Source organism: Algoriphagus sp. AK58 (genome assembly GCF_014324365.1).
Lineage (GTDB): Bacteria > Bacteroidota > Bacteroidia > Cytophagales > Cyclobacteriaceae > Algoriphagus.
Genome location: NZ_QEIG01000008.1, coordinates 612,694 through 639,307, shown reverse-complemented (window position 1 = coordinate 639,307; position 26,614 = coordinate 612,694). Strand labels below are relative to the sequence as shown.

The window sequence follows — 26,614 nt, the reverse complement described above, 5'->3', positions numbered from 1 at the left end:
ATATGCCAGAAAATTTGCTGAAAGGAAAAGTTGGAATCATCACAGGCGCTCTTGATGAAAACTCCATAGCTTGGAAGACTGCACTGAAAGTGAAGGAGCAGGGAGGACGATTTGTACTGACCAATGCACCCATCGCCATGAGAATGGGAGCCATTAAAGAACTTGCTGAAGAATGTAACACCATCGTGGTTCCTGCAGACGCGACTGTGGTAGAAGATATCGAAAAGCTCTATGCAGAGGCTAAGGAGTTTTTGGGTTCAGATTTTGACTTTCTCTTGCATTCCATCGGAATGTCTCCAAACATCAGAAAAGGGAGATCCTATGGAGACCTTAATTATGAATGGGCGATGAAGTCCTACGATGTCTCTGCAATTTCATTCCACAAAATGATGCAAGTAGCAGAAAAGATGGACGTGATGAAAGAATGGGGTTCTATCATTGGACTTTCTTACATCGCAGCCCAGCGTGTCTATCCTTTCTACACCGATATGGCTGATGCCAAGGCACTTTTGGAAAGCATCGCCAGAGGATATGGATACCGTTTCGGTAAGGCCAAAAAGGTAAGAGTAAACACGATTTCACAGTCACCTACCAAGACTACGGCTGGAACTGGAATCGGAGGCTTTGATTCCTTTTTCAACTTTGCCGAAGCCCTTTCTCCACTGGGTAATGCCTCGGCGGACTCGTGTGCAGATTACATTGTGACCCTATTCTCGGATTTGACCAGAATGGTGACGATGCAGAATCTTTTCCACGATGGAGGATATTCCTTTACCGGGATTTCGGAAGAAATCATGGAGAAGTTTAAAGATTTATAATACCGCTTCACTATTATCAAGCCCTGAAGAGATTCAGGGCTTTTTCATTTTCCGACGTTCTAAAATCGGTTTTTTGATTTCCGATTTTCGCCTAACTTATCCGACCAAAGAACCACCTACCTTATGTTGAAAAAAATCACGCTAATTGGTTTTGCTGTATTTTCCTTTGCAGCAGCCGCTATCTCACAAATTATGCCTTCGCCCAATAGGGCCGAGGGAGAGGGGCCCTATGATCGTCTGATTATTCGAGGTGTCACCTTGATTGATGGCACAGGTGCACCTCCGATCGGCCCAGTGGATATTGTGGTTGAAAAGAACCGCATTACCCAAGTTCAAATCGTAGGGTACCCAGGATTGGATATCAATGAAAACCGACGTCCAAAAGCAGATGATAAAACCAAAGTGATGGATTTGGAAGGTCATTACCTGTTGCCGGGATTTGTGGATATGCATGGTCATATCGGAGGTAACGGTCAAGGAACTCCTGCTGAATATGTATTCAAACTTTGGATGGCTCACGGGATCACTACAGTAAGGGACCCATCCGCCGGTAATGGGCTGAACTGGGTGTTGGATCACAAGAAGAAATCCGCTGCTAATCAGATTACTGCTCCAAGAATCTTGGCGTATACGGCTTTTGGTCAGGGAGCAACTTCACCTATCACTAATGCCGAACAGGCAAAAGCTTGGGTTAATGAAAACAAGGCAAAAGGAGCAGATGGTATCAAATTTTTCGGAGCCAAGCCTGAAGTGATGCAGGCTGCTATTTCAGAAAATAAGCGAATTGGACTGGGTTCAGCTATGCATCATCAGCAGATGGATGTGGCTCGATGGAATGTGCTCCATTCTGCCAGAGCAGGCCTGACTACCATGGAGCACTGGTATGGACTTCCTGAAGCATTGTTTACTGATCGTACGATCCAGGATTTTAGATTGGATTACAATTATCAGAATGAGCAACACCGATTTGCAGAAGCAGGCAACCTGTGGAAGCAGGCTGCACCTCCATACTCCGAGCATTGGAACAAGGTCATGAATGAGCTCCTGGAACTTGATTTTACCCTTGATCCTACCTTAAACATCTATGAGGCCAATAGGGACTTGATGAGAGCCCGTACTCAGGAATGGCATGATGTCTACACGCTTCCTTCACTGTGGAGATTCTATGCGCCAAACAGACAGTCTCATGGTTCCTACTGGTTTGATTGGACTACCGAGCAGGAGGTACAGTGGAAAGAGAATTACCGTCTGTGGATGACCTTTGTCAATGAATACAAAAACCGAGGTGGCCGTGTGACCGCAGGTTCAGATTCGGGATTTATTTATCAGCTTTACGGCTTTGCTTACATCAGAGAGCTAGAAATGCTCAGAGAAGCAGGTTTCCATCCCCTGGAAGTTATCCGCTCTGCAACCATGTATGGCGCAGAAGCTTTGGGAATGGAGAAAGAAATCGGAACTGTGGAGGTTGGGAAATTGGCGGATTTTGTGATTTTGGAGGAAAATCCACTTCAAAACCTTAAAGTCTTGTATGGTACTGGAGCTATCCGGATCAGTGATCAGAATGAGCCCGTAAGAGTTGGCGGTGTAAAATATACCGTGAAAGATGGTATTGTTTACGATGCGAAAAAGCTTCTTCAGGATGTGAGAACTATTGTAGATCAGCATAAGGCAAGAGAAAATGCCCGAATTACCCAGCCTGGTTTAGATTGGTAATAAGACTTAATACGAGTAAGATCGTAAAATGAGGATGGGATGATTGGTACCCATCCTCATTTTTTTTATCTTCCCTCATTACCAAAAGAACCTGTTATTATGGCCTTTATTTTTGTCAATGGTGTGAACCTTTATTATGAAGATCACGGGAAGGGAGAAGAAATCGTCGTTTTCTCCCATGGTCTCCTGTGGAGCCATAAGATGTTTGAAGCCCAGGTTTCCGCTCTTTCCAAGAATTATCGAGTGATTGCCTACGATCATAGAGGACAGGGTCAAAGTGAGGTTAAGGCACCTTTTGATATGGATACCGTAGCTGATGATGCGATTGCCTTGATAGAAACGCTTCAACTGGGCAAGGTACATTTTGTAGGTCTTTCTATGGGAGGATTTGTAGGAATGAGATTGGCCGCCAGAAGACCTGATTTGGTGAAAAGTCTTGTCCTGCTTGAGACCTCTGCCAATGCAGAACCGGTGGAAAATCTCCCCAAATACAAGACGCTTAACGGTATTGTAAAATGGGTAGGAGTGATTGCCCCTGTGGCCAATAAAGTCATGCCAATCATGTTTGCTGAATCCTGGCTTTCAGATAAAACCAATCAGGCATCAATCAAGAGGTGGAAAAAAGAATTGATGGCCAACAAAAGAAGCATTACCGGACCTGTGGAAGGAGTGATCTATCGAAAGGGAGTGGAGGATGAATTAGGAAGGATTTCCTGTCCTACCTTAGTGATCGTCGGGGATGAGGATGTGGCGACCATGCCTGAAAAAGCGAAATTTATCCAAATGGGTATTTCTCGAGCAAAGCTTCATGTAATCACTGGTGCTGGTCATAGCAGCTGTATTGAAAAGCCTGAAATTGTCAACCAATTGCTGGCAGACTGGCTTCATAATAAAAACTAAAAAAGCCCCGAAGGGCTTTTTTTTAGTTGTTTTGGAAAACTCTCACATAATCCACAATCATATGTTGTGGGTAAGTGGACGTTGCATCCGGTGATCCAGGCCAATTCCCTCCAACGGCAATGTTAAAGATGAAGAAGAAATTTCTTCTGAATTCATCCAATTGAGATGGAGTAGTGTCTATCACGTGGTATTGCTTATTATCGATTAGCCATCTGATGGAAGTGGCATCCCATACGATGGAATAGACATGGAATTGATCAGCTAGTGTGCCTGAAGCTAAGGTGTATTTTCCTCCGAATTCAGCTCTTGAGCCGTCGTGTTCCCAGTGTACCGTTCCATGTACGGTGTTTTCTCTTCCATTTCCTCCCACCATCTCCATGATGTCAATTTCTCCACATGCAGGCCAACCGACGGTGTCAAAGTTAGAGCCAAGCATCCAAAGTGCAGGCCAGATACCTTGACCCTTAGGCATCACGGCACGGATGTCCACACGACCATATCGGAATTGCTGTTTTCCCTTGGTGATGATACGGGAGGATGTATACTCTTTTCCTCCAAATGCCTCCTTTTTTGCAGTGATGACCAAATGGCCATTTTGAAGACTGGTGTTTTGGGATCGATAAAACTGAAGTTCATTGTTTCCCCAACCGTTGGTTCCATTCCCTGTTTCATGCGTCCAATTGGCAGCATTCAGCGTATTGCCGTCAAACTCATCTGCCCATGCTAGTGTCATCCCAAGATAAGAAGTGGGAGAAGTAGCTCCCTGAGTAGGAATAGGCACCAAATCCTGATTGTTTCCTCCCGGATTTTCATCCGAAACACATCCAAACAATCCTAGCAGAGTAAGAGAAGAATATAAAAAGAGATTTTTCATAGAATTAAAATTACCCCAGTGCTTTCAAACACTGGGGAAAGGTTGGAAAAATTACGCCGAAATCAATTTAAACGTCCACCACACGCCAGTTCCGGCTTGGATTTGGACTGTCATACGTTTTACACCGGCAGTTTCGGTGATACTTACGACTTGATAGGTCACATCACTTGGCACAGCCACGTTTGGAAGTTCACCCGCATTAACGGCCTTAGGTAGGCCGACATGTGCACCTTGACCTACCAGGCGAAGAGTCGCACCATCATAGGCGTAGGTATAGGAGCCAGCTCCGTTGTGAGGGGCTTTAGGAGCTCCACATCCATCTGCAGCTACACCTTGCCAGCCTTCCAGCCAGGTCTGTTCGCCCATGTTGATAGAGAAGGTTCCATTTTCCGCAAATGTGTAAACGTCGTCAAAGAAGCATGCTCTGGTAGCTACGTCTGCCGCAGTGTTAAACCACCACTCTCTGCTGCCAGCGCTTGGGCCTACAGAAAGAGCTCCTTCTACAGGCTCCATTTTCCAATTTCCTACGATTGCTGCAGTGGCAGGAGGACCTGAGATCAATTTGAAGTCCCACCATACACCCGAACCAGCCTGAATACGAAGAGTCATTCTTCTGGTATTACCTTGTTGAGTTTGCTCGACGATCGTGTAAGCAATCTGATTGGCGATTGCTGCTCCATTGGAAATTTCTCCGGCATTGTTGACTTTGGAAAGGCCTATGTGGGCACCTGTACCAATCAGCGTAAGCGTTGTGCTGGTATATGTATATGTGTAGTTGCCAGATCCGTTGAATGGTGCTCTCGGAGTACCACAACCGTCAGCCGCCACACCTTGCCAGGTTTCTAACCAAGTTTGATCTCCAAGATCCATAGAGAAAGAACCATTGGCATTGAACGTATATTTGTCATCAAAAAAACAGGCTCTGGCAGCGACATCACCTGCTGAATTTTGCCACCATTCAGAGCTTCCTGGCGCTGGGCCAACCTTCATTGCTCCTGCTATTGGCTCCATGGTCCATACACCGGAGATATCAAACGCAGGTCTGGCAGAAGCGACTCTGAAAGAAATGTTCTCGATGCTCTCGTTGCCATTACTGTCCTTTACTTTGATATCCAAATTGTAATCTCCCGGATCAAAACCTCCTTTTACTTCAATGGTCACTTTTTGTGAATCCCCTGTGAGGTCTTGGGAGCCTGAATTCACCGTTGCACCACCTTTGGTGATTGTGTAAGAAAAATTCGCCAAGGTGGATATTCTCCCCTCATCGATACCGTCAGACAGGTCCACTTCCATCTTGAAGTCCTGTCCCTCCGTCAGACCGCTTGTGATTGGTCCCAGCGCGATGACAGGAGGAGTGTCTACTACAGGTACATCAGTGTACCCATTGTCACAGGCCCAAACCATTGCTGCCAGCAACGCCAGGGCACTCATTTGTAAAATTGATTTTCTCATGGGTTTATTTTTGATCAAATTTTCCTTTAAATGATCGCAACGCCAAAAAATAGATACCTACAACTTTTCATCATTCTCAATTTTTCAATACATCAAAAATTCATCAAAGACTAAAAAACATACGTTTTCTGCTGATAGGAGCTGATTTTGGTTTGAAAAAGTTTTCTCAGTACTTTTCTGAAGTTGAAAAAGACAGTTTGCTAATCTAGAGGGATGATCAAGAGATTTTGTTTTTGGCTGCTAGTCATTTGTTGCGTCTGTGGGGATGGAAAATCACTTTTCGCACAAGCTGTTCAATCTTTTCATGGCTTACCTTTTATCACTCATTACGATGCTTCAGACTACAATGCGGGAATACAGAATTGGGATATTCTTCAGGATGAATTGGGAAGAATGTTGGTGGCCAATAATCTGGGTTTGCTCGAATTTGACGGTAAAGTCTGGGCTCGATACGGATTAAACAACACGAAAGTGAGGTCCGCGTCACTTGGGAAAAATGGAAGAATCTATGTGGGCAGTCAGGCGGATTTCGGGTACTTGGAAAGTAATCGGGCAGGTCAGTTGGAATATGTATCACTGGCAGATAGTTTGACGTCCGAATTGCGGGATTTCGATGAGACCTGGAAAGTCTATGAAATCGATGGTGTCATATATTTCTGCACGTTCAAACGGGTCTTTCGCTTCGAAAATGAGCGGTTGACAGCAATAGGTTCGGACCGGAGACTGGATATTTCTTTCAAAGTCAATAATCAGATTCTGACGCAGATACCCGGATTAGGACTTCACCTTTTACAGAATGAAAACTTTGAGTTGATCCGAAATGGAGAATTTTTCGCTGATAAGCGTGTCTCCAATGTTTTGCCCTTCGATCAAAATCAATGGTTGATTTCCACTTTTAATCATGGGCTTTTTATCTACGACGGGGAGATAAAGCCCTTCTCCTTGTCTCCTGTTTTCTGGAAAAATGAGTTCTTGATCAATCACTGTGTCAGGTTGAAAAATGGTAACATAGCTCTTGGAACACAGAATGCCGGAGTTTTTTTATTGGATTCCACCGGTGAATTGATTCTTCACCTCAACAAAACTTCCGGACTTTCGGATTTGACTATCAATTACATTTTTGAAGATGGTGTAGGAGCTCTTTGGCTTGCCATGAATAATGGCATTTCCAGAATTGACCTTAATTCTCCCTTCACGATCATTGACGATAAAATGGGGCTGACGGGCTCAGGGTATGCGGCTTTGAAAGTTGGCAACAGCGTTTATTTGGGGACAAACAATGGGCTTTTTATCCTTCAGGATCAAAAACTCCGCTTTGTGCCGGGTACAGAGGGACAGGTCTACTCTATTCAGCTAATCCAAGGCAAGGTAATTTTGGGACATCACAACGGTACTTTTTTGGTAGATGGCAATCAGGCTCAACGTATTTCATCCGAACAGGGGGCTTGGTTGCTCAAAGCGCATCCCCAAATGCCGGGATACTACATCCAAGGAACCTACACCGGTCTTAGTCTTTTTGAATGGAGAGATGGGCGGCCTGTTTTCTTGAGAGAGTTGGAAGGTTTTGGAGAATCTTCCAGAGTCATGGAGTTTGAGGGTAATTCACTTTGGATTGCACATGGCTACAAAGGAGTCTTTAAAGTCTCTTTTGATCAAAATTTCACTCGAGTGACCGAAAGCAAGCTGTATAACAGTGCGCAAGGCTTCCCAAACGATGTGCTCATCAATGTGTATAAAATCTCCAACCGTTTGATTTTCACTGCAAATGGAGGATTTTATGGCTATGATCCACAAGAAGATCGTTTTTCTCCCCTTAATGAATACAATGACTTGTTTCGCTACGGAACAGTCATCGCCGACTTAGAACCCGATAATTTGGGGAACATTTACTTTATCGAGCAGTCTCAGCTCGGGCTTATAAAGAAGGGAATCAATAATCAAATGAGCCTACATACCGCTCCTTTCCAAAAAGTAAGAAAGCTGTGGAATGATGATTTGGCCAATATCATCGCCTTGGACCAGCAAAATATTCTTATTGGAGGCAAGAAAGGGTTCATTCATTACAATCCGAGCTTGGACTTTCCCAATCCTGCTCCTCCGAAAGTTTTCTTCAGAGAAATCCTGAATAGTGGAAGACGCGTTGATTCTGTTTTTTTAGGACATTCACTTCAGCAAGCATCGGTCGGGGAAAATATTTTCCCTTATGCCCAAAATTCTCTTTCCTTTGATTTTGCCACTGCTCATTTTGAAAGCGGAAATGAAGTGCAATACCAATTTTTCTTGGAAAATTACGACCAAGAGTGGTCTAATTGGACGGCTGAGAGTAAAAAAGAGTACACCAATCTTAGAGAGGGAGACTACCTGTTTCGGGTCAAAGCGAAAACTCTTTTTGGCCAGGAAACAGAAGAACTAACCTATGCTTTTACTGTAAGACCTCCATTTTACCGAAGTATTCTTGCCTATCTCATTTACAGTATAGCCATTGGAGCATTTCTTTTTTCCGGATTTAAGTGGCTGGATAAGCGCTATAAAAAGCAAACTGAACTCCTCGAATTGGAAAAAGAGCAGGCTATTCAACAAAAAGACGAAGAAATTGAATCCATAACACAGCGGTCTGAAGAAGAGATCATGCGGCTTAAAAATGAGCAGCTTCAATCAGAAATTGAATTTAAATCTCAAGAGCTGACTTCCTCAGCCATGCATCTGATTCAAAAAAACAAACTCCTTCAGGACGTGAAAAACTCACTGATCAACCTAAGCAGTGATGAGAATAATAAATCTCTTCAAACTCAGCTTAACAGGTTGGTCAAATCCATCGATAAAGATCTGGAAGGTGGAGACGAGTGGAGCCGCTTTGCAGAGAATTTTGACCAAGTCCACGGAAATTTTATAACCCGTCTCAAAGAAAAATTCCCGGATCTCACTCCTCAGGAGATCAAATTCAGCGCCTATATCCGGATGAATTTGAATACCAAAGAAATAGCGAATCTTTTGGGAATTTCTGTGAGAGGTGTGGAGATTGGCCGGTACCGGGTTCGAAAGAAACTGGGGCTCTCCAGGCAAGATAGTCTAAGTGATTTTTTGTTGAGATTTTAAAGTGGCTTGATTATTCCTTGGGCAGTGTCCGATTAGTGTGCTTCGACAAGTTCCTCGAGTTTAACTTTTGTGACCCCATAGCTTTTTGGATTTTGCCAGTCGCCATTGACCACTGCGGGTCCGAAACTGATGATCTGAGGCGAAGGGATAGTGTTGGTAAACAAGAAATAAACTTCTTTTTTTCCCGGTTCAGGTTTTAGAAAATAATTTGTGCCACCCAAGGATACCACGATTTCTCCATCTCTTGGAAATTGGGAGGGATTTTCTAATTCTATGGTGAAACGAAAATCTTTTTCTACAACCATAGAAGTAATCACAGACATATTGAGTGCCTGGAAAATCTTCCGATTATTGACTTCACTTATTAAAACAGGCGTTATGTAAAACGCATTTTTGGAATAATTACCTGTAAAGCTAAGGTCCATTCCGGGCGTAATTGGCCTTGAGGGAGTTATTTCCCATGATTTTACTCGATTTCTTTCCATGTCCTCCGGGTTCAGCTGGATTTTTGGAATAGTGCTGAGTGAATTATCAAGTTGTAATCCCTGGATTTGGTCTAGTGTAGATTTACTTAATGTCAGCTTTGGAGCATTGGATAAGTTCGCGCCGGTCTTGATAGTGGAATTACTCGGGATTTTGGTCGTAAACTGGGCCATGGAACAAATTGGAGCGAAAATCATGGCCAAGGCGATAACATTTAATAGTAGTTTCATTTTAAGTAGGAGTTTAAATTAAAATTTCTTGAATTCTACTCGCCGGTTGGCAGCTTTCTCCGCTGAGGAAGCGTTGGAGTTGAGTGGTTCTGATTCGCCTTTCCCGGAGGTCTGAAGTCGATTTGAGGCAATTCCAAATTTGTCCTGCAAGTAAGCAGCTACCGAGGCGGCCCGCTTCTCCGAAAGGGTCTGGTTACTGGCTTCATCCCCGTCGCTATCGGTGTGCCCGATGATCTGTACCCGGATAAATTCGTCGGCTTTCAATACTTCTCCCAACTGATCCAAAAACTCAAAGGAGGAGGGTTGAAGCTTATCCGAAGCGGTTTGGAAAAGTATGGCTGTCGTGCTGAATCCTTCCGCTTTCAAAAGTTTTGACCGGAGATCTTCTCCTTCTTCGGTTATTTTGAGGTTGGCCAATGCGACTACCAGGTTTTTCTGTAAGTCCACCTCTCGCACATAGAATTGGATGTATTTTCCAAGATTATCGGAGGCCAGAGAAGGGATATCTACGACTTTGGTTTCGTCGAGGAAGAGCCGAACCCGCTTTCCGTTTTTGACCAACGTGAAATGAATGATGTCATTCAGTTTCTCGGTATAGTCATATGGAATCTTATTGCTGATTTTGGATGGAATGCCGTAAGTTTCTACCATGAAGTAGTCAGAGGCACCTTTGTACCAAAGTGGCATTTCGATTTCCGCTCCTTTTTTAGCCTTTGAAATAAGCGGTTCTTCGACTAGATGAATCCCAAATCGTAGCGCGGTTGTGCCTTTGTATTCCAGATTGTAGGTAAAAAGGTCAAACTCTACCGCATAGTTTTCAGGCAATTCTCTTGGAAGCATGGGGACAAAAAAACCGGTTCCCGAGGTGCGCAAGGCCTTAAAGTCATCTACCGTGATGATTTCCCCTCCAGAATTGGTTTCCCACTTGGAAGGAAAATCCCCAATAGCATCCCGCTCAAAGTCATCAAGATACATGACCTGACCATTTGGGATAAACTGCCCGGCTATCGACATCTCGGAGCCAGCCCCAGAAGAGCTGGTGCCCGCCTTCGAATTAGATCCTGAGGTCGAGGACTCGGTTCGTCTTTTTTCATCGGTTGGTTTGCCTTTTTCCGTCTTGCTTCGATTTTTTTTCGATTTGAAAATATTGGGAGCTTCCATGACACTCTCGAAAGCCTTATCTGTGGCATCAGCGGTTTTTTGCTCGACGTTTCGTTCCACAGTTCGCTTTGCTGATTCTTCCGCAGTTTTTTTTAGGTCTTTCAGAAATTTCGATTGGGATATTCCTTCTGAAGAAACACTGAGGGTTATGCCAAATAGGATTACTTTGGCTAAAGAGCTGTAATTCATCATAAAAATTTGGTTAAAATTTCAGGAGATGATTGAATGAAAGTTCATTTTACACGCTCATTTCCAAAGCGGTATGTAAAAAACCGCCAAAAGCTTTTTTACGACTTTATTTTCCTTCTCTAACCTGAATGAGGTATGGAGATTTTTCTACCAGTTCTTTGAGTAAGCCGAATTTTTCTAAATGAAACTGGCTAGGGGCTTCTCCACAGAATGCTTTGAAATCCTTAAAAAAATGCGAGGCATCATAGTAGTTGTAAAAAGAAGTCAAAAAGCCCAAATCTCTTGGAGCTTCAGTTTGGGTAAATTCAACAAAAATCGCATTGAATCGGGTGATTCGGGCATATTGCAAGGGTGATACACCTACCTGCTGTCGAAAAAGATGTTGTAAATGACGCTCGCTGACATGAAGTTCTTTACAAAGTGTACGTGTGCTGATACATCCTTTTGACTCAAAAATCAGCTCCAGGGCATAATCAACCAGTGTTTTGCCCTGGTTCAAATCAGATTGAATTTTTTCCAAAAAATCAGTGGCTCTACGACATCTTTCTTCAAATCCTATTGGTTCATCCAATTTAGGGATTAGATCCAGTTGTTTCCTCGAAAAGATCACCTGAGGCTCGATTGGCATATTGGTAAATTGATGGGCAGGAATGCCAGTTAGCCTCCAGATGGATGTAGGTTGCAGGGCAATTCCAAAAATATCCGCATCTACCTCTCTCACTTTTAATCGATAGCTTACCGTTTGCTGCCCGATCAGGTAATTTTTTGGCAATAGTCCTTTGAAAAATGGCAAAGCCTCGACCTGGTATCTACCGTGTAGGTGAAAGGCCATGATTCCAGTTCCAGAAGGCATGAGCAGTTCTCCGGGATGCTTAGGAGGTAAGGCTTCTTTTTTCATCTGATAGAAAAAGCTGGCCAAACGATGGATAGCGCCAGAAACCGTTTGTGAAAAATACATTCGTGTGTTTATTGGGAATCCTAAGTATTCAAAGTACTGATTTTAAGCTTGTATTTGAGGGTAATCCGAAAAAAAATGATTTTTTTTGGAACAGTTGAAACCTTTTACCAAATTTGCATGTATATACATTAAATTCAAATGTAAATAAAATGGGTAAGATTGAAGAAGCCATACAGCAAAAGGAATTTAAAGATCCGTACAACAAAGCCGTGGTCAATCTTTTGTTCACACATAGCTATTTGGTGACTGCTCAGAATGCCCTTTTCAAACCGCATGATCTTTCTCCAGAACAATACAATGTGCTAAGAATTCTCCGCGGTCAAAATGGAGTGCCTACGACCGTGTCCTCTATCCAGGAGCGGATGCTAAACAAAATGTCAAATGCCTCTCGTCTTGTGGAGAAGCTCAAGATGAAGGAGCTTGTAAAGCGGGAAGAGTGCCCAACCGACCGGCGTCAGGTAGATGTTGTGATTACCGAGAAAGGGCTTGAGTTACTTCAAATTCTTGAAAAGCAGGTCGAGGAAGGAAACCGTGAAATAGTGAGACTGACACTTGAGGAAGCCAATCAGTTGAATGATTTGCTCGATAAACTTAGAGGGTAAAAAATTTACCCAAAAAAATGTCTATACATTCAATGTGAATACTTAAAAATAAATCTCTAATACTTAAAAACACAAAACTATGAGTACTACAAAATGGATCATCGACCCAACTCACTCTGAGGTATCTTTCAAAGTAAAGCACTTGGTGATTTCTACCGTTACCGGTTATTTCCGCAAGTTTGAAGGAGCTGCAGAAGTAGCTTCTGAAGATTTCAACGGAGCTACTGTAGCTTTTACCGCTGATATCGACAGCATCGATACCAATCAGGCTGACAGAGACGGTCACTTGAAGTCTGCTGATTTCTTTGACGCTGGCAATTTCCCAAAATTGTCCTTCGAAGGTAAAATCGCCAACAACGGAGGCGACTACAGCCTAGTGGGTAACCTGACCATGAGAGGTGTGACCAAAGAAGTGGAACTAGACGTGACTTTCGGAGGCGTAGTAGCAGACCCTTATGGACAGACAAAAGCCGGATTTGAAATCGAAGGAAAAGTAAACCGTAAAGACTTCGGACTCGCTTGGTCTGCGATCACTGAGGCTGGAAGCGTAGTCGTTTCTGATCAGGTTCGTCTGATTCTTAGCGTACAGCTGGTAAAGCAAGCTTAATCTTTCACCTTTGAGGTTGTAAAAAACCCCGGAGGTTTCCCAACCTTTGGGGTTTTATTTTACTTACCTCTCTTCACTCACCACCATTCATTACCATCATGAAACCCTACATCACAGGAATCCATCACATCACAGCCATTGCCGGAAATGCTCAGCAGAATATTGATTTCTACACAGGCATTTTGGGACTAAGGTTGGTGAAAAAGACCATCAACTTCGATGCTCCCGATGTCTATCATTTCTACTTCGGAGACGAACTCGGTCGCCCGGGTACGGTATTCACTACGTTTCCTTTTACAGGAGCAAGAAAAGGAATCAAAGGGACCGGTGAACTGACCTACACGGCCTTTTCGATCGGTAAAGATTCCCTCGACTATTGGAAAGAGCGCCTGAAAAAGTTTGGGATTGCAGTTTCAGATGTGTTGACTCGCTTTGGTGATTCCTTGATTCGTTTTGAGGATCATGATGGAATGGGGATCGAACTGGTAGCAAACGATCAAGACGACCGTCCGGGCTGGACCTATGGTCAAATTCCCGCAGCGCATTCGATCAAAGGTTTCTACGGAGGTACCTTGAATCTTCGTGCCAAAGAACTGACCGAACAGCTACTTATCCGTCACATGAATTATAAATTTATTGGGCAGGAAGGCGACCGCTACCGATATGGAACCGAAGGCAAGCCAGGTGATATCGTAGATATCGTAATAGATAAGACTGGAAATCGAGGCATGCAAAGTGCCGGAACGGTTCATCACATCGCATTTCGAACACCCAATACCCAAACTCAGTCAGCCATTCAGGAAATCCTGATGAAAAATGGCTATCAAGTCACTGAAGTGAAAGACCGAAACTATTTCAAGTCGATCTATTTCCGCGAGCCGGGAGGAGTTTTGTTCGAGATCGCTACCGACGAACCGGGATTTGCTATAGATGAGGATGAGGCGCACTTGGGTGAGTTGATCAAATTGCCTGAATGGGCTGAGCCAAGCAGAAAGCGGATCGAAGCTGCTCTGGTTCCTGTCTCTTTAAACCCCGAAAAATATGCCTAAAGTCATCGAAAAAGGACTTCCTCTCGGTCAAGCTAAAAAGGCAGTGATCATGATTCACGGCCGAGGTGGTACCGCTGATAGCATTTTATCGCTCAGTTCTTACCTCAATTTGACCGATTATGCAATTCTTGCCCCACAAGCGAACGGAAACACTTGGTATCCGTTTGGATTTATGGCTTCAGATGAAGGCAACTTTGTTGCATTGGAATCGTCTTTAGCTTTTGTAAAGGAGTTGTTTGATAGGATAGTAGAGTCAGGAATCTCTGCCGAGAATATTTTTCTGGTAGGGTTTTCTCAAGGAGCATGTCTCAGTCTTGAGTTTACGGCAAGAAATGCACAAAAACTGGGCGGAGTGGCTGCTTTTACCGGAGGATTGATTGGTGAAAAACTTCAGCCAGAAAAGTATCAGGGAGATTTCAAGTCAACTCCAATATTTATCGGAAGCAGTGACCGTGATTTTCACGTGCCTGCCAGCCGAATCAACGCTTCAGCAGACCTTTTGCAAAAAATGGGAGCAGAGGTTTCGGTAAAATTATTTGACGACCCTGACCATACGATCAGGGCAGAGGAAATAGAGCTAGCAAATAAAAAGATATTCGCCTGATCAGGTGTAACTGTCTCAAAGACATTAAGATTTTCTTGTAAGGTCTATTTAGTTTAAAAAGTCCCCGGCAGGTTGTCGGGGTATTTTTTTGCATTTTCGTCTACTATTTCAGCTAAAAATTATTTTGTAACTAATTGAAAAACAATAATTAATGATGAATTTTAAGATTTTACTCAATATGCTGAGTAAAATTACTCAATAGATTGCTTTAGCCACAAAGTCACCAAGGTACGGAAGGAGATTCTTCGGTTTTTGGAAAAAGTTTCCCTCAGACCTGCTTGCAGCAGGCAAGTTTTCGCAGAAAACGACACAGACCTGCCTACGGTAGGTAGGTTTTCACAGATTTGGTTTCCAAATAGGCCCTCTATTGCTAGAAACCCTTTAAGCTCTCCATTTTTATCTTTGAGAACTTTGCGGCTAAAACTAATACGAATACCGGATCTGCGAACCGCGCTCTGGATCTAGCTCGATTTGGGCGAAGACGCCGATTTCCTGCTGCAATTCTTCCACATGACTGATGATGCCGACCACGCGGTTTTCGTGGCGAAGGGCCTTGAGCGTCTCAAACACCACCCGAAGGGAGTTTCGGTCCAGGGCTCCAAACCCTTCATCCAGGAAGAAAAAGCTCTGATCGGCCTGATTGAGGGCTTTTACTTTTTCAGCTAAGGCCAAAGCCAGACAAAGGGAAGCCTGGAATGTCTGTCCTCCGGAGAGGGTTTTCAGCAAGCGTTTCTTGCCTCCATTGAGGTAGTCCACCACCCAAAAGGTGTTGTTGTCATCGATCTCAAGGCTCAGGCTGTTTTTGGTCAGCTTCATGAAGCGCAGATTGGCCGTGTTGCAGAGCTCACGGAGGTAGATCGAACTCACGTATTTCACAAAGCCTTTGCCTTGGAACAGCCTTTCTAATTCCCGAAGCCCGCTTTCCCGATTTTCGATCTGCTGGAAAGATTGAGTCAGTTTTTCCTTTTCCTCCAGTTTTTGAAGCATATCTTTCAGGGATTCCTGTAGGATGGCAAGTTGGTTTTGAAGGGCTTTGGATTGAAGTTGGAGTTGCTCGAGTGCTGCGTGTTTGGCTTGGTAGCTTTCTTCGGAAAAGGTCCCGATTCCGGCTTCGGACTGGATTTCTGCCATTCGGGAGCGTGTGATGGCCAGCTTTTGGTCGAATTGCTGGATTTCCAGGGCAGTTTTTTCAGCATCAAGTGAGTGGTGAAAAAGTCGGATCAAAGCATCCTCATCCTGAAAATCATATTGGATTTTCAACCCTTCAAATTCCTTGGAAAGGGATTCAATTTTACTGCTATTTTCCTGAACTAGTTTTTTGTAGTTCTCAATGTCCGCCAGGTTTTTGGTCTGTGCAGCTCTTCTGTCTTGAAGGTGCTTTTGTTTTCCCAAAAGATCCGATGCCGCTTTTTCGATATCTTTTTCCACTCCCAAAATTGTATTCAGAATCTGCGTGGAATCTTTTTGGAAAAAGGGTTTGCAGAAGGTCGGATCCTTGATTTCTTCCTGCTTGGATTGAACTCGTGAATTCAAATCCTGAACAGCCATCTGAGCGAGTTGGAGCTGCTTTTCTGATTTATCTACTTGTTCCCGCACAGCGCTGGATGATTTTCGCTTGGCTTGAATTTGCTGGACTAAGGCTTCTTTTTGGGTATGGGTTTGTGAAAGCTGTGTGATTTTGCCGCTTAATTCCTCTTCAGTTTGGATACTCATCGACTTGAGTTTTTTCCAAAATTCCTCCTGCTGGAGTTCCAGTTTGCTGATTTCCTTGAGTTTTTCTTGCAGGTTTCGGCCCAGGTTTTCCAGATTGTTTTGCTCTACTTTTTCCTTCTGGATCAGTGCCAGGATTTTTTCCAATTCATCCTTTTCCCGGAAGATTTGGAGTTCCATAGCCTTGATCTGTGGTTCGTCAGACTCCTCCCGGATAGGCTGCGGATGCTCTATTGATCCACAGAGTGGACAGGGTTCACCGTTTACCAAGAGGTGTGCGTGGGCATTCAAACCTTGCTTTCGCAGGAGCTTTTCGCGTTCGGTCTCGATTCCTCGTATGATGGACTTTTGGGTTTCGGTCCAGGTTTCCAGGCTCTTTTCCTGTGCAGGAATCCGATTAGTAATGTCCTCCAAGGAGGCTTTGATTTTGCCGGTTTCCTGTTCGAAATTCCCCTTGATGCGCTGTAAATCCGCCAAGCGCTCCTGATTGGTTTTGAGCTGATTTTGGATGGTTTTCAGATCACTGAGAAGACCGGGGTCAGCTGCTGGAAGGTTTTCAGCTTGGCTTTCCAAGGTTTGGATTTCGGTTTCCAACTTCTTAAGGCCCGCTTTTTTGGCTTCCAACTCGGGTATAAGAGTCTCCACCTGTTGTTGAGCGACTTCGAGTTTTCCGTTCAATTCCTGGATATCGATGACTTTTCTGAGGTCACGGATTTTGGCTTCCCGGGCGGGGCGCTTATCATTTTTTTCTTTCAGATCGATCTCCTCTTCCTCAAGTTTTGCGATTTCAACGTCAAAACTTTCCTTAAAGCGCTCACAGTCTTTCAAGCTTACCTGATACTTTTCCAGATCCTTTTTTCGGTCCTGTAGCTGATCCCAAACCGGTCTGAGGTAAGTTTTGGCGGTGATAAATTCCTTATGCAGCTGTCGCTTTTGTTCTACTTCGGGAAGTTTTTGCTCCAAGGTGCTCAACTGAGTTTTTAACTCCTGAAGCTGAAGAAAGGACTTTCGGGTAAGTTCCAGTTTCCGGAATTCCTGATCCGCATCTGCCAATGCTTTGGAGGCCTGTTGAGTTTCAGCCTCTAAGTCAGCAGTTTCTTGCCTTTTTTCGCTGAGGCTTTCGATCGAAATGCCTTCCAGGTTATCCAAAAGCGCTTTCAATCGGGTCTTTTCCAATTCGGCTTCTTTTCGGAGCGATGCAGTTTTGGCTGCAAGATCAAATCGCTCCAAGCCAAAGAGCTGCTGCATCATCTCCGCCCGCTCGAGCGGTTTTTGGTCGATGAATTCCCGGAATTTGCCCTGAGGGATGATGATCGTCTGCTTGAAATGCTCCTTGCTCATGCCGAGCACAGTTTCGGCTTTGTCCGGAATCGCCTCCCAATTGCCTTCTTTCAACTGATACAGGATATGCTCTCCCGTGTCGATTTTTTCAAAATCCTTTTTGTTTCGCTTGGCCGAATACCGGGCGAGGTAGGTTTGGGCATTGTTTTTTCCGGCACGGAAGGTAAAGTTGACCGAGAGCTGATCGCTCTGTAGATTAACCATGGAGGAACGCTCGCCGGTGGTGGCCAGACGCTCGGTGCTGCCATAGAGTGCGAGAAGAATGCCCTCGAGGATGGAGGATTTGCCACTGCCTACGGCACCAAAGATTCCAAAAAGTCCAGCCGCGGTAAGTGTTTCAAACTCGACAGTTTGCCGTTCGCGGTAGGAGTAGAGTCCTTCAATTTCCAGTCGTACAGGGATCATGCGGGATCGGTTTGGCTGATGATTTCTTTGAAAAGTCCGAGCAATTGGGCGTTGGGTTCCTGCCCTTTTTCGCTTTGGAAATACATGCGGAATAGCGTCTCCATGTCTTTGCCCAAGTCATCCACATGCAGGGCAAAGGATTCCTGTCCCGCTGTGTTTTTGAGTTGGGGAATGAGGCTGACGATGCCGTCGTGGGCTTTTAGGATGGCTTTGCGTGTCGTGGCATCGATGGATTCGTCGGCTACAAAGGTGATTTCCACGAAGCAGTAGGGATGGGCTTCCAGCCAAGCAAGGGTATCGGCTAGATTGTCAAACTTGACGCGATACAGCGGTCGGCCCTGTTTGAGTCCGATGGGCTGATAGCTGACCGGCTGACCGGCCCGGGCCTCGATCAGGACGACTTTTTTCTCCTGATCGGCTTCGGAAAAGGAATAGGCCAGCGGTGAACTCGAATACACGACCGGAATCGAGTCATGTCCCACAGCATGGTAGCGGTGAAGGTGGCCAAGTGCTGCGTATTGGATTTGGGAAGGGATATTTTGAGTGAAAAGGGCCTGTGTGCCGCCCACATGAAGGATGGGGCGCTCGGATTCGGGTTCAGCCTCGGGCTTTTCCCCTTCTTTCATAAAAAAGAAATGGCCTACAAATAGATTCAGCCCCTTTTCATCACAATGTCGATCGGCCAAGTCCTGCCATTTGGAGGAAAGTAATTTCCGGAATTCTTCTTCCCGATTTTCTTCGCCGAGGTAGGTGCGCAGGCTGACCTCATTGGCGTAGGGAGCTAAGATCACCCGAACGGGGAACTTGGCTTGAGGTAGTTTGAGCTCTACAAATCCGCTTTCGGACTTCAGGATCTCCACGCCGGAGTCCAACTTTCCACAGGGAATGACAGAGTCATATCGGCTGTAAAAGAAAATGCCAAGTTCGCGGGCCAGCGGATCCGGTGCCTCGACAAACTGTGTGCTGTCGTGATTGCCGGAAATGGCAAGGATGGGCCGGGTACCGTTTTTGGACAGTCGTCTGAGGGTTTTGTAGAGCAGTTCGACGGCTTCATGTGCGGGATTGAAGGTGTCAAAAATATCTCCTGCGAGCAGGACGAGGTCCACATTTTCCCGATCGGCGATTTGGCAGATTTCGTCCAAGACGAGCTTCTGTTCCTCGAGGCGGGAGTATTCCTGCAGGCGCTTGCCCAGATGCCAGTCGGCGGTATGGAGGATTTTTAGCATGTTAGGGTTCCGTTTTCAGTCGCAGTTGGTAGGGCTTTGAGAAAAGTTGACCTTGAGGTCAGATTCTGTTTCCTTTTTCTGACTAAAGAATAGGTACTAAGATAGGTTAAGAGGCTAGGTTCTCCAACCTAAAGTAAAGCTCAGACAGTAATTGGCACTTTTATTGAAAAACGGCGCGGAAATCGAGCATGACGACCACGTTACAAACTGACATGATGATAAGACATGCGAGATTCAATGTGGCAAATAAAAAACAAAAAATAAACACATTAAATGCTAGCTTCGAACGTGCTCATCCGACTTGCCCTTATCTTTTTCTTCACTTTGTTTGCTAAGGAAGCTTTTTCCCAGGTGGATTCCTTGCTGATTCAACAGGGGACTGCAAGTTATTATGGGAAAAAGTTTCAAGGCAGGCGAACTTCCAGTGGGGAGATTTTTCACTTGGACAGCATGACGGCAGCGCATAAGAATCTGCCTTTTGGAACTTGGGTAAAGGTAAGTCGAGTCGGGAGGGAGGAGTCTGTGGTAGTAAAGGTCAATGACCGATTGCCGCAGCGCTCTAGCCACGTGATCGATGTATCGAGAAAGGCTGGTGAGCAGCTTGGATTGATTGGGCCTGGATTTGCGCAGGTAAGGATTGAAGCTCTGAATTTGGATGAATTAGATCGCTTAATTGCCCATTTTGAGGAAAGGGAAAAATTGGGGCTGAGACTCAGGCCGTATGAGCGGACGATCAATTTACCAAAAAGAGAGTTGGATTTAAGTTTGAATCCGTTGAAAATTAACGGTTTGTGAATTTTGATATCTAAAAACAGTAGGATATAATCATCATAAAAAGGTTTAATTGATAAAAACTAACCTTTATTTTTTTTGTCCGTGATGACTTATCGAAAGACCAAGGTCGGCGCCCATAGCCTTAATTTTTCAACAAAACCAAAGGTTGGTTTTGTCTATGTTTTACTATTTCATTCTTTAAATCATGATCAAAAATTCTTTAAAAATTGGCCTTTTGGCAAGTGCATTAATTGTGTTTGTCCTAGGAGTTCCAAACACAAAAGGTAATTTGGTTCATGCGCAGGGTTTGGCGAGCGTAGCAATTTCTGATGCTTATTCTCCCCAAGATGTATTTTGTATAAAAGCCAAAGTGAAATTCGGTGTGGGGCTCAAAAGCGGAGGCCTCGAGCCCTCTTTAGGTGTAGAAGTCAGCGGTGGAAGAAAGACCAAGTGTAAGCCGGGTTTTACTGAGGGATGTGAAGCATCAACGTGTGAATAGGTAATCTTGGGAAGGGCTTATGCCCTTCCCTTCTTTGACAAATTTTTGCGCTATGCATTACAGAAAATTTCCAATCAGATGGGCCTTTCTATTTCTTCTCATCAACCCATCTTGCACCACGGATAAGAATTCCAATATAAGTCTGGAAGAGATTTCATTTATTTCCACAGAGGAAATAGAGCAGCTGGATATCCAAAATTACGTATCCAAAAGTCGCTATATTCCCATAGCTCTTCCTGAGGATCAGCCCTTTTATACGGCTGATAAAATTCAGGCCGGAGACGGCAAATTCTTCCTCGGGGACATTGAGCTTGAAAATACGGTCCTGATTGTCGACGAAGAGGGGAAATTCATCCATCAAATTTTTACCGGTGGAAATGGCCCGGGAGAAATCCCCCGATTTGAGGATTTTATCTATCATCCGGATCGGAATTCACTGTTGTTTTTGATGGGCAGGAAGATTTTTGAGTTTAGCACAACCGGGGAATTCCTGAATTTGATAGCGCTGCCTGCTAACGAAGTCTTTCACTTCATCGCTTATGGTGGCGAAAATCAGGTTTGGCTTTATACCCTTCCACCCCCCTTCTCAGGAGCAGAAACCAAGGATATTCGTTTACTTTCTTTGATTGACTTGGAGAAGGGCACCAAGGTGGATTCATTACTTTCTATTCCTGAAGGAAGAATCGCCCAGGTCTCTGGAACCAAGGAATTGTCTTTTCAAAACGGGAATGTAGTTTTTGCACCTGCTTTTGGTACCTCAGTTTATACGTTGGATCCTTTGGAGGAGAATTTAGCCCAAAAGAAGTATTTGTCCTTTGCACAAACAGACAATTTCTATGGGTTGCCTGGACTTGATGCCTATTTCGAGCGACTTCAGGATGAGAGAAGTTTGGCTTTTGCTGATAATTATGTCGATTTGGGAGATCATGCGCTGTTTTTTATCTACAAGAATGGCATGTCTGCCCGCTGGGGAGCTTTTGATCGGGCTTCTCAAAACCTTACCCTCGCTGAAGGATTGGTAGATGGAGAATTGAACCTTCCGCTGGTTCCGTACTTGGATGTTCAAGGCAGGCAGGTCTTTCGACTTTTGGACAGCGAGTTTTTTGACCAAATCGAGGCCCAGGACGAGGAAGGATTGGTGACCGATAGATTACGGGAGAGATTTCCTGATTTGATGAAGATGAAAACGAAAATGTTATTGTGTGTGTATGAAGTCTAATTCATTTGTTTTACTTCTGATCTTCTGCACCCTGACCGCATTTGCGCAGCAAAAGTCCCAAGTTCCTGCGAAGATGGTTTTGGTGCCGGGTAATGATCAGATTAAGCCCTTTTACATGGATCAATATGAAGTGACCGTGGCGGAATTTAAGAAGTTTGTCGATGCGACCGGGTATGTGACTGAAGCGGAGAAGATTGGCGGAGTCATGCGCCTTAAATCAGGTGGCGTTTGGGAATTGGTGGAAGGTGGTACCTGGATGAGTCATGCATCCCTAAAAAAGCGGGGATATGACGTTAAGTTGTATGAAGAGCCCCGATTCATGAACAATCCGGTGATGAGTCTGGCCCCAGCTGATGTCTTGGCCTATGCCAAGTGGGTGGGAAAGCGGGTACCAACCTATGAAGAGTGGGTTCATGCGGCCAAAGCAGGTCAAAAAAACTATCCTTATCCCTATCCGGGAGGAGACAATCTAAAAAAGGTGGCTTGGTATGAAGGGAATACGGATAGCTGGTTTCCTAAAGATGTGGGGACAAAGGAACCCAATGAATTGGGCATCTATGATTTGGCAGGAGGCATAGGAGAATTAGTGATATTTAACAAAGGAGAAAAAAAATATGGATTAGTTGGTGGAGCGTTTTATCAATCTAAGGAATGGCTTGTTATTGGAAAAGTTTCACCCGCGCCCTTGGAATTGAATAGGCCTTCTCAAGGTATAGGGTTTCGTTTAGTGAAGGATGTGAATTAAGAAAACTTACAAATGGGTGAACGACAGTTTGTTTATATCTTTTTGATTTCCTCATTGCTTTTTGAATGGAGTTGTACTAATCAAGGTTCAGTTCTCTCAAATACCGATGATATTGAAGCTCAACCCCTTTCCTTTTCCGGACTGGACCCATTTTCCACCCGTATCTCACATGTGGCTGATGACACCTTGTTTTTTGTCGATGAGGCTGGAGGTTCACTATCCAAGTTTTCTTTGATGGACCAAAGTCTTTCTCAAGTGGAATTGAAGCTTGTTGGAGATTTTAGACCGTCCATGCTGCATTACATTTCCGCCGACTCCATCCTGTTTTACGATGGGGCTAGGCTTTTGCTGTATCGTGACGGAGGTGCCGACCAACAAACCTTCTCCCTTTTTGAAGGGCTTTCTGAGCTGGAGGAAGAGGTCTATGCCGAATATCCTTATGAGCGAATTGCCAATAGCTTAGTGTACCTTCCGAATCAGAAAAGCGTGTTGTTCTATTTTGCCAAAGCCGATGCGAGCAAGAAGCGGATTTTTGCAGGGTATTCTTTGGAAACCAAAAGCTGGACTTCTTTTCCGGTTTACCATCCGGGGGAGTTTGACGGAGTAGCGCTTGATAATACCACCTTTCCCTCGGTGGCTGTAGGGCAAAGTGGTTTTGCATTTATTTACTCCATTTCACCGACGATCTCAAGCTATTCTTTTGAGACTGCTGAGCAGCTCGAATTTCCCATTTCTTCTTTTGAAGGGAAGCAATCTGCCGAGCCTCAGACGATGCGGGATTCTTGGGACCAAGCCTATTTTCAAAATTGGGTGCTGACTTCTCCGAATTACCTCAAGCTCCTCTACGATCCTTATCGAAAAGTCTATTATCGGGTCTCCCAAGAAGCCTTGGAGAAAGAGGTTCCGCTTGGGGAAGATTACTACACCTTTCTTTTGAGAAACAGGCAGCTTTACCTGACTGTCCTGAATGAGAAGCTTGAGGTTTTGGGGAATTATCCCTTGGAAAAAGGGAAGTACGATCCTTCCAATGCCTTTGTCTTTTCCCAAGGTCTATGGATTCCGTATGCTTCTGAACTGATGGAAAAGGAAGCGGTCTCGGGCGAGGTGTTTTCTTTGGAGCAGTAAGCTATTTAGCTGATCTATTGATTGTTAGGATTATTAACTAAAAATTTTTTCCTTGAAAGTCAATTAGTTAACTAAAAATGAAGAAATTTTTTCAAACTAGACTTGCATTTTTAGGTGGGGGGTAGATTAGTCAACGAAAGATCAAGGTCGGCGCCGGAGTCTGGATTTTTTGCAGAGCCAAGGGTTGGTTCTGGGGAGTTTTTAACCAATTAATTCTTAAAAAATGAAAAAACTTGTTTTAAAATTTGGTCTCTTTGTCTTTTGCCTATTTGGCTCATTCTCGGTTTTCCCTTGTGGCGGTACTTGGAATGCATGTGGTTCAGATGATGTCATTGCTCTAGGTAGTGATGCATTGGATAATTGTTGTGCAGGATCTGCAATTGTAATTCATGATATTTGTGAAGGAAGAGCATTTCTGATGGTTGTTCCTGAAAATGGTCCAAATTCAAGTTGTGGAGGGTAAATCAATGAAAAGGTACTTTTTCTTTCTATGGATTATTTTTTCATGTTCTCCTAAAGAAGGGAATTTTGAAGAATACGGTTTGATCTTTGGCAAAGAAGAAGTAGTTAAACTGGGTACCTCAGGATTATCTTCTGAGGTGCCTTTTAAATTTTCTACAATTTCTAATGAAGGGGCATTGATTTTTAATCAGTTTACGCGTACGATTGACACCATTTCTTACAAGAAAGCTAAAATTGAAATAAAAAGAGGAATAGAAGTTCCTATTGATGGTCCACAAGCAATTTCTGATTTTTCATATTTTTGGACTTGTGGAGAAAATTTAGTTTTATTTTTAACAGCGAATTCTTTTATAAAGTGGGATTTGAATCTGAAGGAGGTAAAAGAAATTCCATTTTCAATGTTTGATATATTTAACTCTGATGAATATATCGCTATATCTAAAGGAAATGGGTATCATTTTAATTATACTGCATTTGATTGTGAAACGGGAAATCTTTTTCTTTCTGTGAAAGGTATGTTGGGTAAGCAAACTAAGATTGTTCAGTATAATTTTCTCTCAAATAAATTAGATATATTACCGGTTGATATTAATAATGATGAGTTAAACAAAAATACCATTATTCTACCAAATGGACTAGAAGCTATTAACTTTCCTGATTTGATTTTTTTTGAAAATAACCTAATTATCTCTTATACATATAAATCTGATTTTCACGTTTTTGATTTAAATACTAGAAAGGAGAAAAGATTTAATGTTTTATCAAGTCTTTTTCCTAATCAAAAGTCAATACCCAAAATGGATAATGCTCAAGGTAAAACAATTGATGCCATTAAAATTTGGCAAGATGAAGTTTCTTTTGGATCAATGGGGATATTGAATGAGCAAACTTTATTTAGAATTGTAAGAGGGCAAAAAGAGGGTGAAAAGGGTGAAGTTTTTATTGAATTGTTTAATAGACAATTTGAAAAAATTTATGAGAAATGTCTTTCAAAAGAAAATGAAAGCTTAGGTAGTCGAGTCCTACCAATTCTAGGAAAGGTTTGGATTCCTTCAATAAATCAGAAAAATGAGGATGAATTAGTATTGTATGGTGTTGAAGTCAAGTAGTTTTCTTTTGATATTTTTTAGGTGAAAAATAGAATATTTTTATTAAAAAAAATTAAAATGACAAGAGTCATTGGGTCTCTTTATTTGTTCCAATAAGTTAATGCTCAAAGAATTATTAGAAATTAGTTTAATGTTTAAATCCAAATAAATTTATTTTTATATCTTAGTTCGAAAACTTCCAACTTGTACTCCATGCGCATTTTTAATTCCCTTGTTTTGCTGATTTCAGGAGCGATGTTCGCCTGTTCGGAAGCCAAAGAAGATTCTCAGGAAATCCCTTCCGAATCCTTTCGGAATGAGGTCTCGGCTACCGAAGTCCGAACAGCCACCGCCGAGCGGAAAAGCTTTGACTACCTCATCAATGCCATCGGCAAGTTGGAGGCACTCTCGGAAGTCAAGGCACTCGTGGAGCGGGAAGGCTACCTCGAGAAGGTTCAGATTCTGGAGGGGCAGTTTGTCCAGAAAGGGCAAGTCATCGCCACCTTGGATCGTCGGGAGGCGGAATTCGCCTTGGAGAAAGCTCGCATCAATCTGATCAAAGCCCAATCGGAGCTGGAAGTACTCAAGGCTCAATTTCAGCTCGCCTTGGAGTCCAAAGATCCCAAAGTGGCCCAGACGGTACAGGAGCGGATTCGGGTGAATTCGGGGCTTTCCCTCGCCGAAGTGGAGCTGAAGGAAGCCGAACTCAACCTTGCCCGGTGTGAGGTGCGAGCGCCGGTCTCCGGTCGCATCGCCAATATCAAATTCAAGGAGGGAAGCCTGGTCACAAAAAATGCCGAGTTTGCCGAGATCCTTTCCACCGATCAGCTGTTGCTCCGGGTTAAGGTACTCGAGTCGGATATTCCCTTGATTTCATCCAGTCAAAAAGCCGAAATCTACCCCATCTCTGATCCCCAAAATGCCCTCGAAGGACGCGTTACCGCCATCAATCCCAAGGTGGATGAAAACGGCCTCGTACAAGTATCGCTCACGCTGACCTCTTCCAAAAACCTTCTCCCCGGCATGAATGCCCGTGCGATCATCCGTGCCCCCCAAAGCAACAGTCTCGTGGTACCCAAGGATGCAGTCGTTTTCCGCTCGGGTCGGGCGGTGGTCTTTACCATCGAAAATGGCAAGGAATCCAAATGGAACTATGTGGAAGTAGGCAAGGACAACGGTCGGGAGATCGAAGTGCTCGACGGTATCCCGGAAAACAGCACGGTCATCACCAGCAACAACCTGCAGCTTGCCCATCAGGCTCCTGTCAAAATCGTAAATCCATAG

At 44.0% G+C, this 26,614-nt stretch carries 23 protein-coding genes; 16 read left to right on the top strand and 7 right to left on the bottom strand.

Annotated elements, in window-relative coordinates; genetic code table 11:
- Positions 1-2: 2 nt before the first annotated feature.
- The 3 genes from DDT91_RS09520 to DDT91_RS09510 all read left to right on the top strand — a co-directional run bounded on the left by DDT91_RS09520 (position 3) and on the right by DDT91_RS09510 (position 3,431).
- A complete protein-coding gene (locus tag DDT91_RS09520; protein ID WP_187175940.1) occupies positions 3-818 on the top strand; it encodes an enoyl-ACP reductase in 816 nt (271 codons plus the stop codon).
- 123 nt (positions 819-941) lie between these two features.
- Positions 942-2,531 (top strand): amidohydrolase family protein, encoded by a 1,590-nt coding sequence (locus DDT91_RS09515; RefSeq protein WP_187175939.1) that lies wholly within the window; start codon positions 942-944, stop codon positions 2,529-2,531.
- Positions 2,532-2,630: 99 nt separating this feature from the next.
- Positions 2,631-3,431, top strand: a complete 801-nt coding sequence (locus DDT91_RS09510; RefSeq protein WP_187175938.1) for an alpha/beta fold hydrolase — start codon at positions 2,631-2,633, stop codon at positions 3,429-3,431.
- A gap of 22 nt (positions 3,432-3,453) precedes the next feature.
- Here the strand turns inward: DDT91_RS09510 and DDT91_RS09505 are convergent, their stop codons facing one another.
- Together DDT91_RS09505 and DDT91_RS09500 are read right to left on the bottom strand one after the other, a co-directional pair.
- The gene (locus DDT91_RS09505; RefSeq protein ID WP_187175937.1) at positions 3,454-4,305 is read right to left on the bottom strand and encodes a glycoside hydrolase family 16 protein; all 852 of its coding nucleotides are present in this window, start codon (positions 4,303-4,305) and stop codon (positions 3,454-3,456) included.
- A 51-nt stretch (positions 4,306-4,356) separates the two neighbouring features.
- On the bottom strand, positions 4,357-5,757 hold the full coding sequence (locus tag DDT91_RS09500) for a hypothetical protein (protein ID WP_187175936.1): 1,401 nt from the start codon (positions 5,755-5,757) through the stop codon (positions 4,357-4,359).
- A 213-nt stretch (positions 5,758-5,970) separates the two neighbouring features.
- Here DDT91_RS09500 and DDT91_RS09495 point away from each other — a divergent pair, with 213 nt between their 5' ends.
- Positions 5,971-8,853, top strand: coding sequence for a triple tyrosine motif-containing protein (locus DDT91_RS09495; RefSeq protein WP_187175935.1), 2,883 nt, complete (start codon positions 5,971-5,973; stop codon positions 8,851-8,853).
- A gap of 32 nt (positions 8,854-8,885) precedes the next feature.
- Here the strand turns inward: DDT91_RS09495 and DDT91_RS09490 are convergent, their stop codons facing one another.
- From DDT91_RS09490 to DDT91_RS09480, 3 genes are all read right to left on the bottom strand, one after another.
- Positions 8,886-9,566 carry a hypothetical protein gene (locus tag DDT91_RS09490; protein WP_187175934.1) on the bottom strand — a complete coding sequence of 227 codons (681 nt, stop codon included), beginning with the start codon at positions 9,564-9,566 and terminating at the stop codon, positions 8,886-8,888.
- Between the two features lie 18 nt (positions 9,567-9,584).
- The gene (locus DDT91_RS09485; protein WP_187175933.1) at positions 9,585-10,919 is read right to left on the bottom strand and encodes an OmpA family protein; all 1,335 of its coding nucleotides are present in this window, start codon (positions 10,917-10,919) and stop codon (positions 9,585-9,587) included.
- Positions 10,920-11,022: 103 nt separating this feature from the next.
- The gene (locus DDT91_RS09480) at positions 11,023-11,874 is read right to left on the bottom strand and encodes a helix-turn-helix domain-containing protein (RefSeq protein WP_187175932.1); all 852 of its coding nucleotides are present in this window, start codon (positions 11,872-11,874) and stop codon (positions 11,023-11,025) included.
- Positions 11,875-12,023: 149 nt separating this feature from the next.
- Between DDT91_RS09480 and DDT91_RS09475 the strand changes: the two genes are divergently transcribed.
- From DDT91_RS09475 to DDT91_RS09460, 4 genes are all read left to right on the top strand, one after another.
- Positions 12,024-12,476, top strand: a complete 453-nt coding sequence (locus tag DDT91_RS09475) for a MarR family winged helix-turn-helix transcriptional regulator (protein WP_187175931.1) — start codon at positions 12,024-12,026, stop codon at positions 12,474-12,476.
- A 79-nt stretch (positions 12,477-12,555) separates the two neighbouring features.
- Positions 12,556-13,083 carry a YceI family protein gene (locus DDT91_RS09470; protein WP_187175930.1) on the top strand — a complete coding sequence of 176 codons (528 nt, stop codon included), beginning with the start codon at positions 12,556-12,558 and terminating at the stop codon, positions 13,081-13,083.
- A 98-nt stretch (positions 13,084-13,181) separates the two neighbouring features.
- Positions 13,182-14,132: a ring-cleaving dioxygenase gene (locus DDT91_RS09465; RefSeq protein WP_187175929.1), complete on the top strand. Its 951-nt coding sequence runs from the start codon at positions 13,182-13,184 to the stop codon at positions 14,130-14,132.
- The gene (locus tag DDT91_RS09460) at positions 14,125-14,736 is read left to right on the top strand and encodes an alpha/beta hydrolase (RefSeq protein ID WP_187175928.1); all 612 of its coding nucleotides are present in this window, start codon (positions 14,125-14,127) and stop codon (positions 14,734-14,736) included. Before DDT91_RS09465 ends, DDT91_RS09460 begins: the two co-directional genes overlap by 8 nt.
- Positions 14,737-15,159: 423 nt before the next feature.
- On the opposite strand, the gene DDT91_RS09455 is transcribed toward DDT91_RS09460, so the two are convergent.
- Together DDT91_RS09455 and DDT91_RS09450 are read right to left on the bottom strand one after the other, a co-directional pair.
- On the bottom strand, positions 15,160-18,192 hold the full coding sequence (locus DDT91_RS09455) for an SbcC/MukB-like Walker B domain-containing protein (RefSeq protein WP_187175927.1): 3,033 nt from the start codon (positions 18,190-18,192) through the stop codon (positions 15,160-15,162).
- Positions 18,189-19,418 carry an exonuclease subunit SbcD gene (locus tag DDT91_RS09450; protein WP_187175926.1) on the bottom strand — a complete coding sequence of 410 codons (1,230 nt, stop codon included), beginning with the start codon at positions 19,416-19,418 and terminating at the stop codon, positions 18,189-18,191. The genes DDT91_RS09455 and DDT91_RS09450 overlap by 4 nt, the downstream gene beginning before the upstream one ends.
- A gap of 273 nt (positions 19,419-19,691) precedes the next feature.
- Here DDT91_RS09450 and DDT91_RS09445 point away from each other — a divergent pair, with 273 nt between their 5' ends.
- The 8 genes from DDT91_RS09445 (at position 19,692) to DDT91_RS09410 (ending at position 26,614) form a co-directional block, all read left to right on the top strand.
- Positions 19,692-20,213, top strand: a complete 522-nt coding sequence (locus DDT91_RS09445; protein ID WP_187175925.1) for a septal ring lytic transglycosylase RlpA family protein — start codon at positions 19,692-19,694, stop codon at positions 20,211-20,213.
- 184 nt (positions 20,214-20,397) lie between these two features.
- Positions 20,398-20,691, top strand: coding sequence for a hypothetical protein (locus DDT91_RS09440; RefSeq protein WP_187175924.1), 294 nt, complete (start codon positions 20,398-20,400; stop codon positions 20,689-20,691).
- Positions 20,692-20,743: 52 nt separating this feature from the next.
- Positions 20,744-21,910: a 6-bladed beta-propeller gene (locus DDT91_RS09435; protein ID WP_187175923.1), complete on the top strand. Its 1,167-nt coding sequence runs from the start codon at positions 20,744-20,746 to the stop codon at positions 21,908-21,910.
- Positions 21,900-22,655, top strand: coding sequence for an SUMF1/EgtB/PvdO family nonheme iron enzyme (locus DDT91_RS09430; RefSeq protein WP_187175922.1), 756 nt, complete (start codon positions 21,900-21,902; stop codon positions 22,653-22,655). Before DDT91_RS09435 ends, DDT91_RS09430 begins: the two co-directional genes overlap by 11 nt.
- Positions 22,656-22,667: 12 nt before the next feature.
- Complete coding sequence (locus tag DDT91_RS09425; RefSeq protein ID WP_187175921.1) at positions 22,668-23,780, top strand: DUF4221 family protein; 1,113 nt, start codon at positions 22,668-22,670, stop codon at positions 23,778-23,780.
- Positions 23,781-24,003: 223 nt separating this feature from the next.
- On the top strand, positions 24,004-24,243 hold the full coding sequence (locus DDT91_RS09420) for a hypothetical protein (protein ID WP_187175920.1): 240 nt from the start codon (positions 24,004-24,006) through the stop codon (positions 24,241-24,243).
- A gap of 4 nt (positions 24,244-24,247) precedes the next feature.
- Complete coding sequence (locus tag DDT91_RS09415; protein ID WP_187175919.1) at positions 24,248-25,351, top strand: hypothetical protein; 1,104 nt, start codon at positions 24,248-24,250, stop codon at positions 25,349-25,351.
- Between the two features lie 192 nt (positions 25,352-25,543).
- Positions 25,544-26,614, top strand: coding sequence for an efflux RND transporter periplasmic adaptor subunit (locus DDT91_RS09410; protein ID WP_187175918.1), 1,071 nt, complete (start codon positions 25,544-25,546; stop codon positions 26,612-26,614).

Coding starts and splice junctions, on each gene's coding strand:
- DDT91_RS09495 (WP_187175935.1), top strand. CDS start 5,971: ATGATCAAGAGATTTTGTTTTTGGCTGCTAGTCATTTGTTGCGTCTGT.
- DDT91_RS09485 (WP_187175933.1), bottom strand. CDS start 10,919: ATGATGAATTACAGCTCTTTAGCCAAAGTAATCCTATTTGGCATAACC.
- DDT91_RS09500 (WP_187175936.1), bottom strand. CDS start 5,757: ATGAGAAAATCAATTTTACAAATGAGTGCCCTGGCGTTGCTGGCAGCA.
- DDT91_RS09420 (WP_187175920.1), top strand. CDS start 24,004: ATGAAAAAACTTGTTTTAAAATTTGGTCTCTTTGTCTTTTGCCTATTT.
- DDT91_RS09475 (WP_187175931.1), top strand. CDS start 12,024: ATGGGTAAGATTGAAGAAGCCATACAGCAAAAGGAATTTAAAGATCCG.
- DDT91_RS09465 (WP_187175929.1), top strand. CDS start 13,182: ATGAAACCCTACATCACAGGAATCCATCACATCACAGCCATTGCCGGA.
- DDT91_RS09510 (WP_187175938.1), top strand. CDS start 2,631: ATGGCCTTTATTTTTGTCAATGGTGTGAACCTTTATTATGAAGATCAC.
- DDT91_RS09435 (WP_187175923.1), top strand. CDS start 20,744: ATGCATTACAGAAAATTTCCAATCAGATGGGCCTTTCTATTTCTTCTC.
- DDT91_RS09515 (WP_187175939.1), top strand. CDS start 942: ATGTTGAAAAAAATCACGCTAATTGGTTTTGCTGTATTTTCCTTTGCA.
- DDT91_RS09520 (WP_187175940.1), top strand. CDS start 3: ATGCCAGAAAATTTGCTGAAAGGAAAAGTTGGAATCATCACAGGCGCT.
- DDT91_RS09455 (WP_187175927.1), bottom strand. CDS start 18,192: ATGATCCCTGTACGACTGGAAATTGAAGGACTCTACTCCTACCGCGAA.
- DDT91_RS09490 (WP_187175934.1), bottom strand. CDS start 9,566: ATGAAACTACTATTAAATGTTATCGCCTTGGCCATGATTTTCGCTCCA.
- DDT91_RS09470 (WP_187175930.1), top strand. CDS start 12,556: ATGAGTACTACAAAATGGATCATCGACCCAACTCACTCTGAGGTATCT.
- DDT91_RS09430 (WP_187175922.1), top strand. CDS start 21,900: ATGAAGTCTAATTCATTTGTTTTACTTCTGATCTTCTGCACCCTGACC.
- DDT91_RS09440 (WP_187175924.1), top strand. CDS start 20,398: ATGATCAAAAATTCTTTAAAAATTGGCCTTTTGGCAAGTGCATTAATT.
- DDT91_RS09445 (WP_187175925.1), top strand. CDS start 19,692: ATGCTAGCTTCGAACGTGCTCATCCGACTTGCCCTTATCTTTTTCTTC.
- DDT91_RS09410 (WP_187175918.1), top strand. CDS start 25,544: ATGCGCATTTTTAATTCCCTTGTTTTGCTGATTTCAGGAGCGATGTTC.
- DDT91_RS09505 (WP_187175937.1), bottom strand. CDS start 4,305: ATGAAAAATCTCTTTTTATATTCTTCTCTTACTCTGCTAGGATTGTTT.
- DDT91_RS09480 (WP_187175932.1), bottom strand. CDS start 11,874: ATGTATTTTTCACAAACGGTTTCTGGCGCTATCCATCGTTTGGCCAGC.
- DDT91_RS09450 (WP_187175926.1), bottom strand. CDS start 19,418: ATGCTAAAAATCCTCCATACCGCCGACTGGCATCTGGGCAAGCGCCTG.
- DDT91_RS09415 (WP_187175919.1), top strand. CDS start 24,248: ATGAAAAGGTACTTTTTCTTTCTATGGATTATTTTTTCATGTTCTCCT.
- DDT91_RS09425 (WP_187175921.1), top strand. CDS start 22,668: ATGGGTGAACGACAGTTTGTTTATATCTTTTTGATTTCCTCATTGCTT.
- DDT91_RS09460 (WP_187175928.1), top strand. CDS start 14,125: ATGCCTAAAGTCATCGAAAAAGGACTTCCTCTCGGTCAAGCTAAAAAG.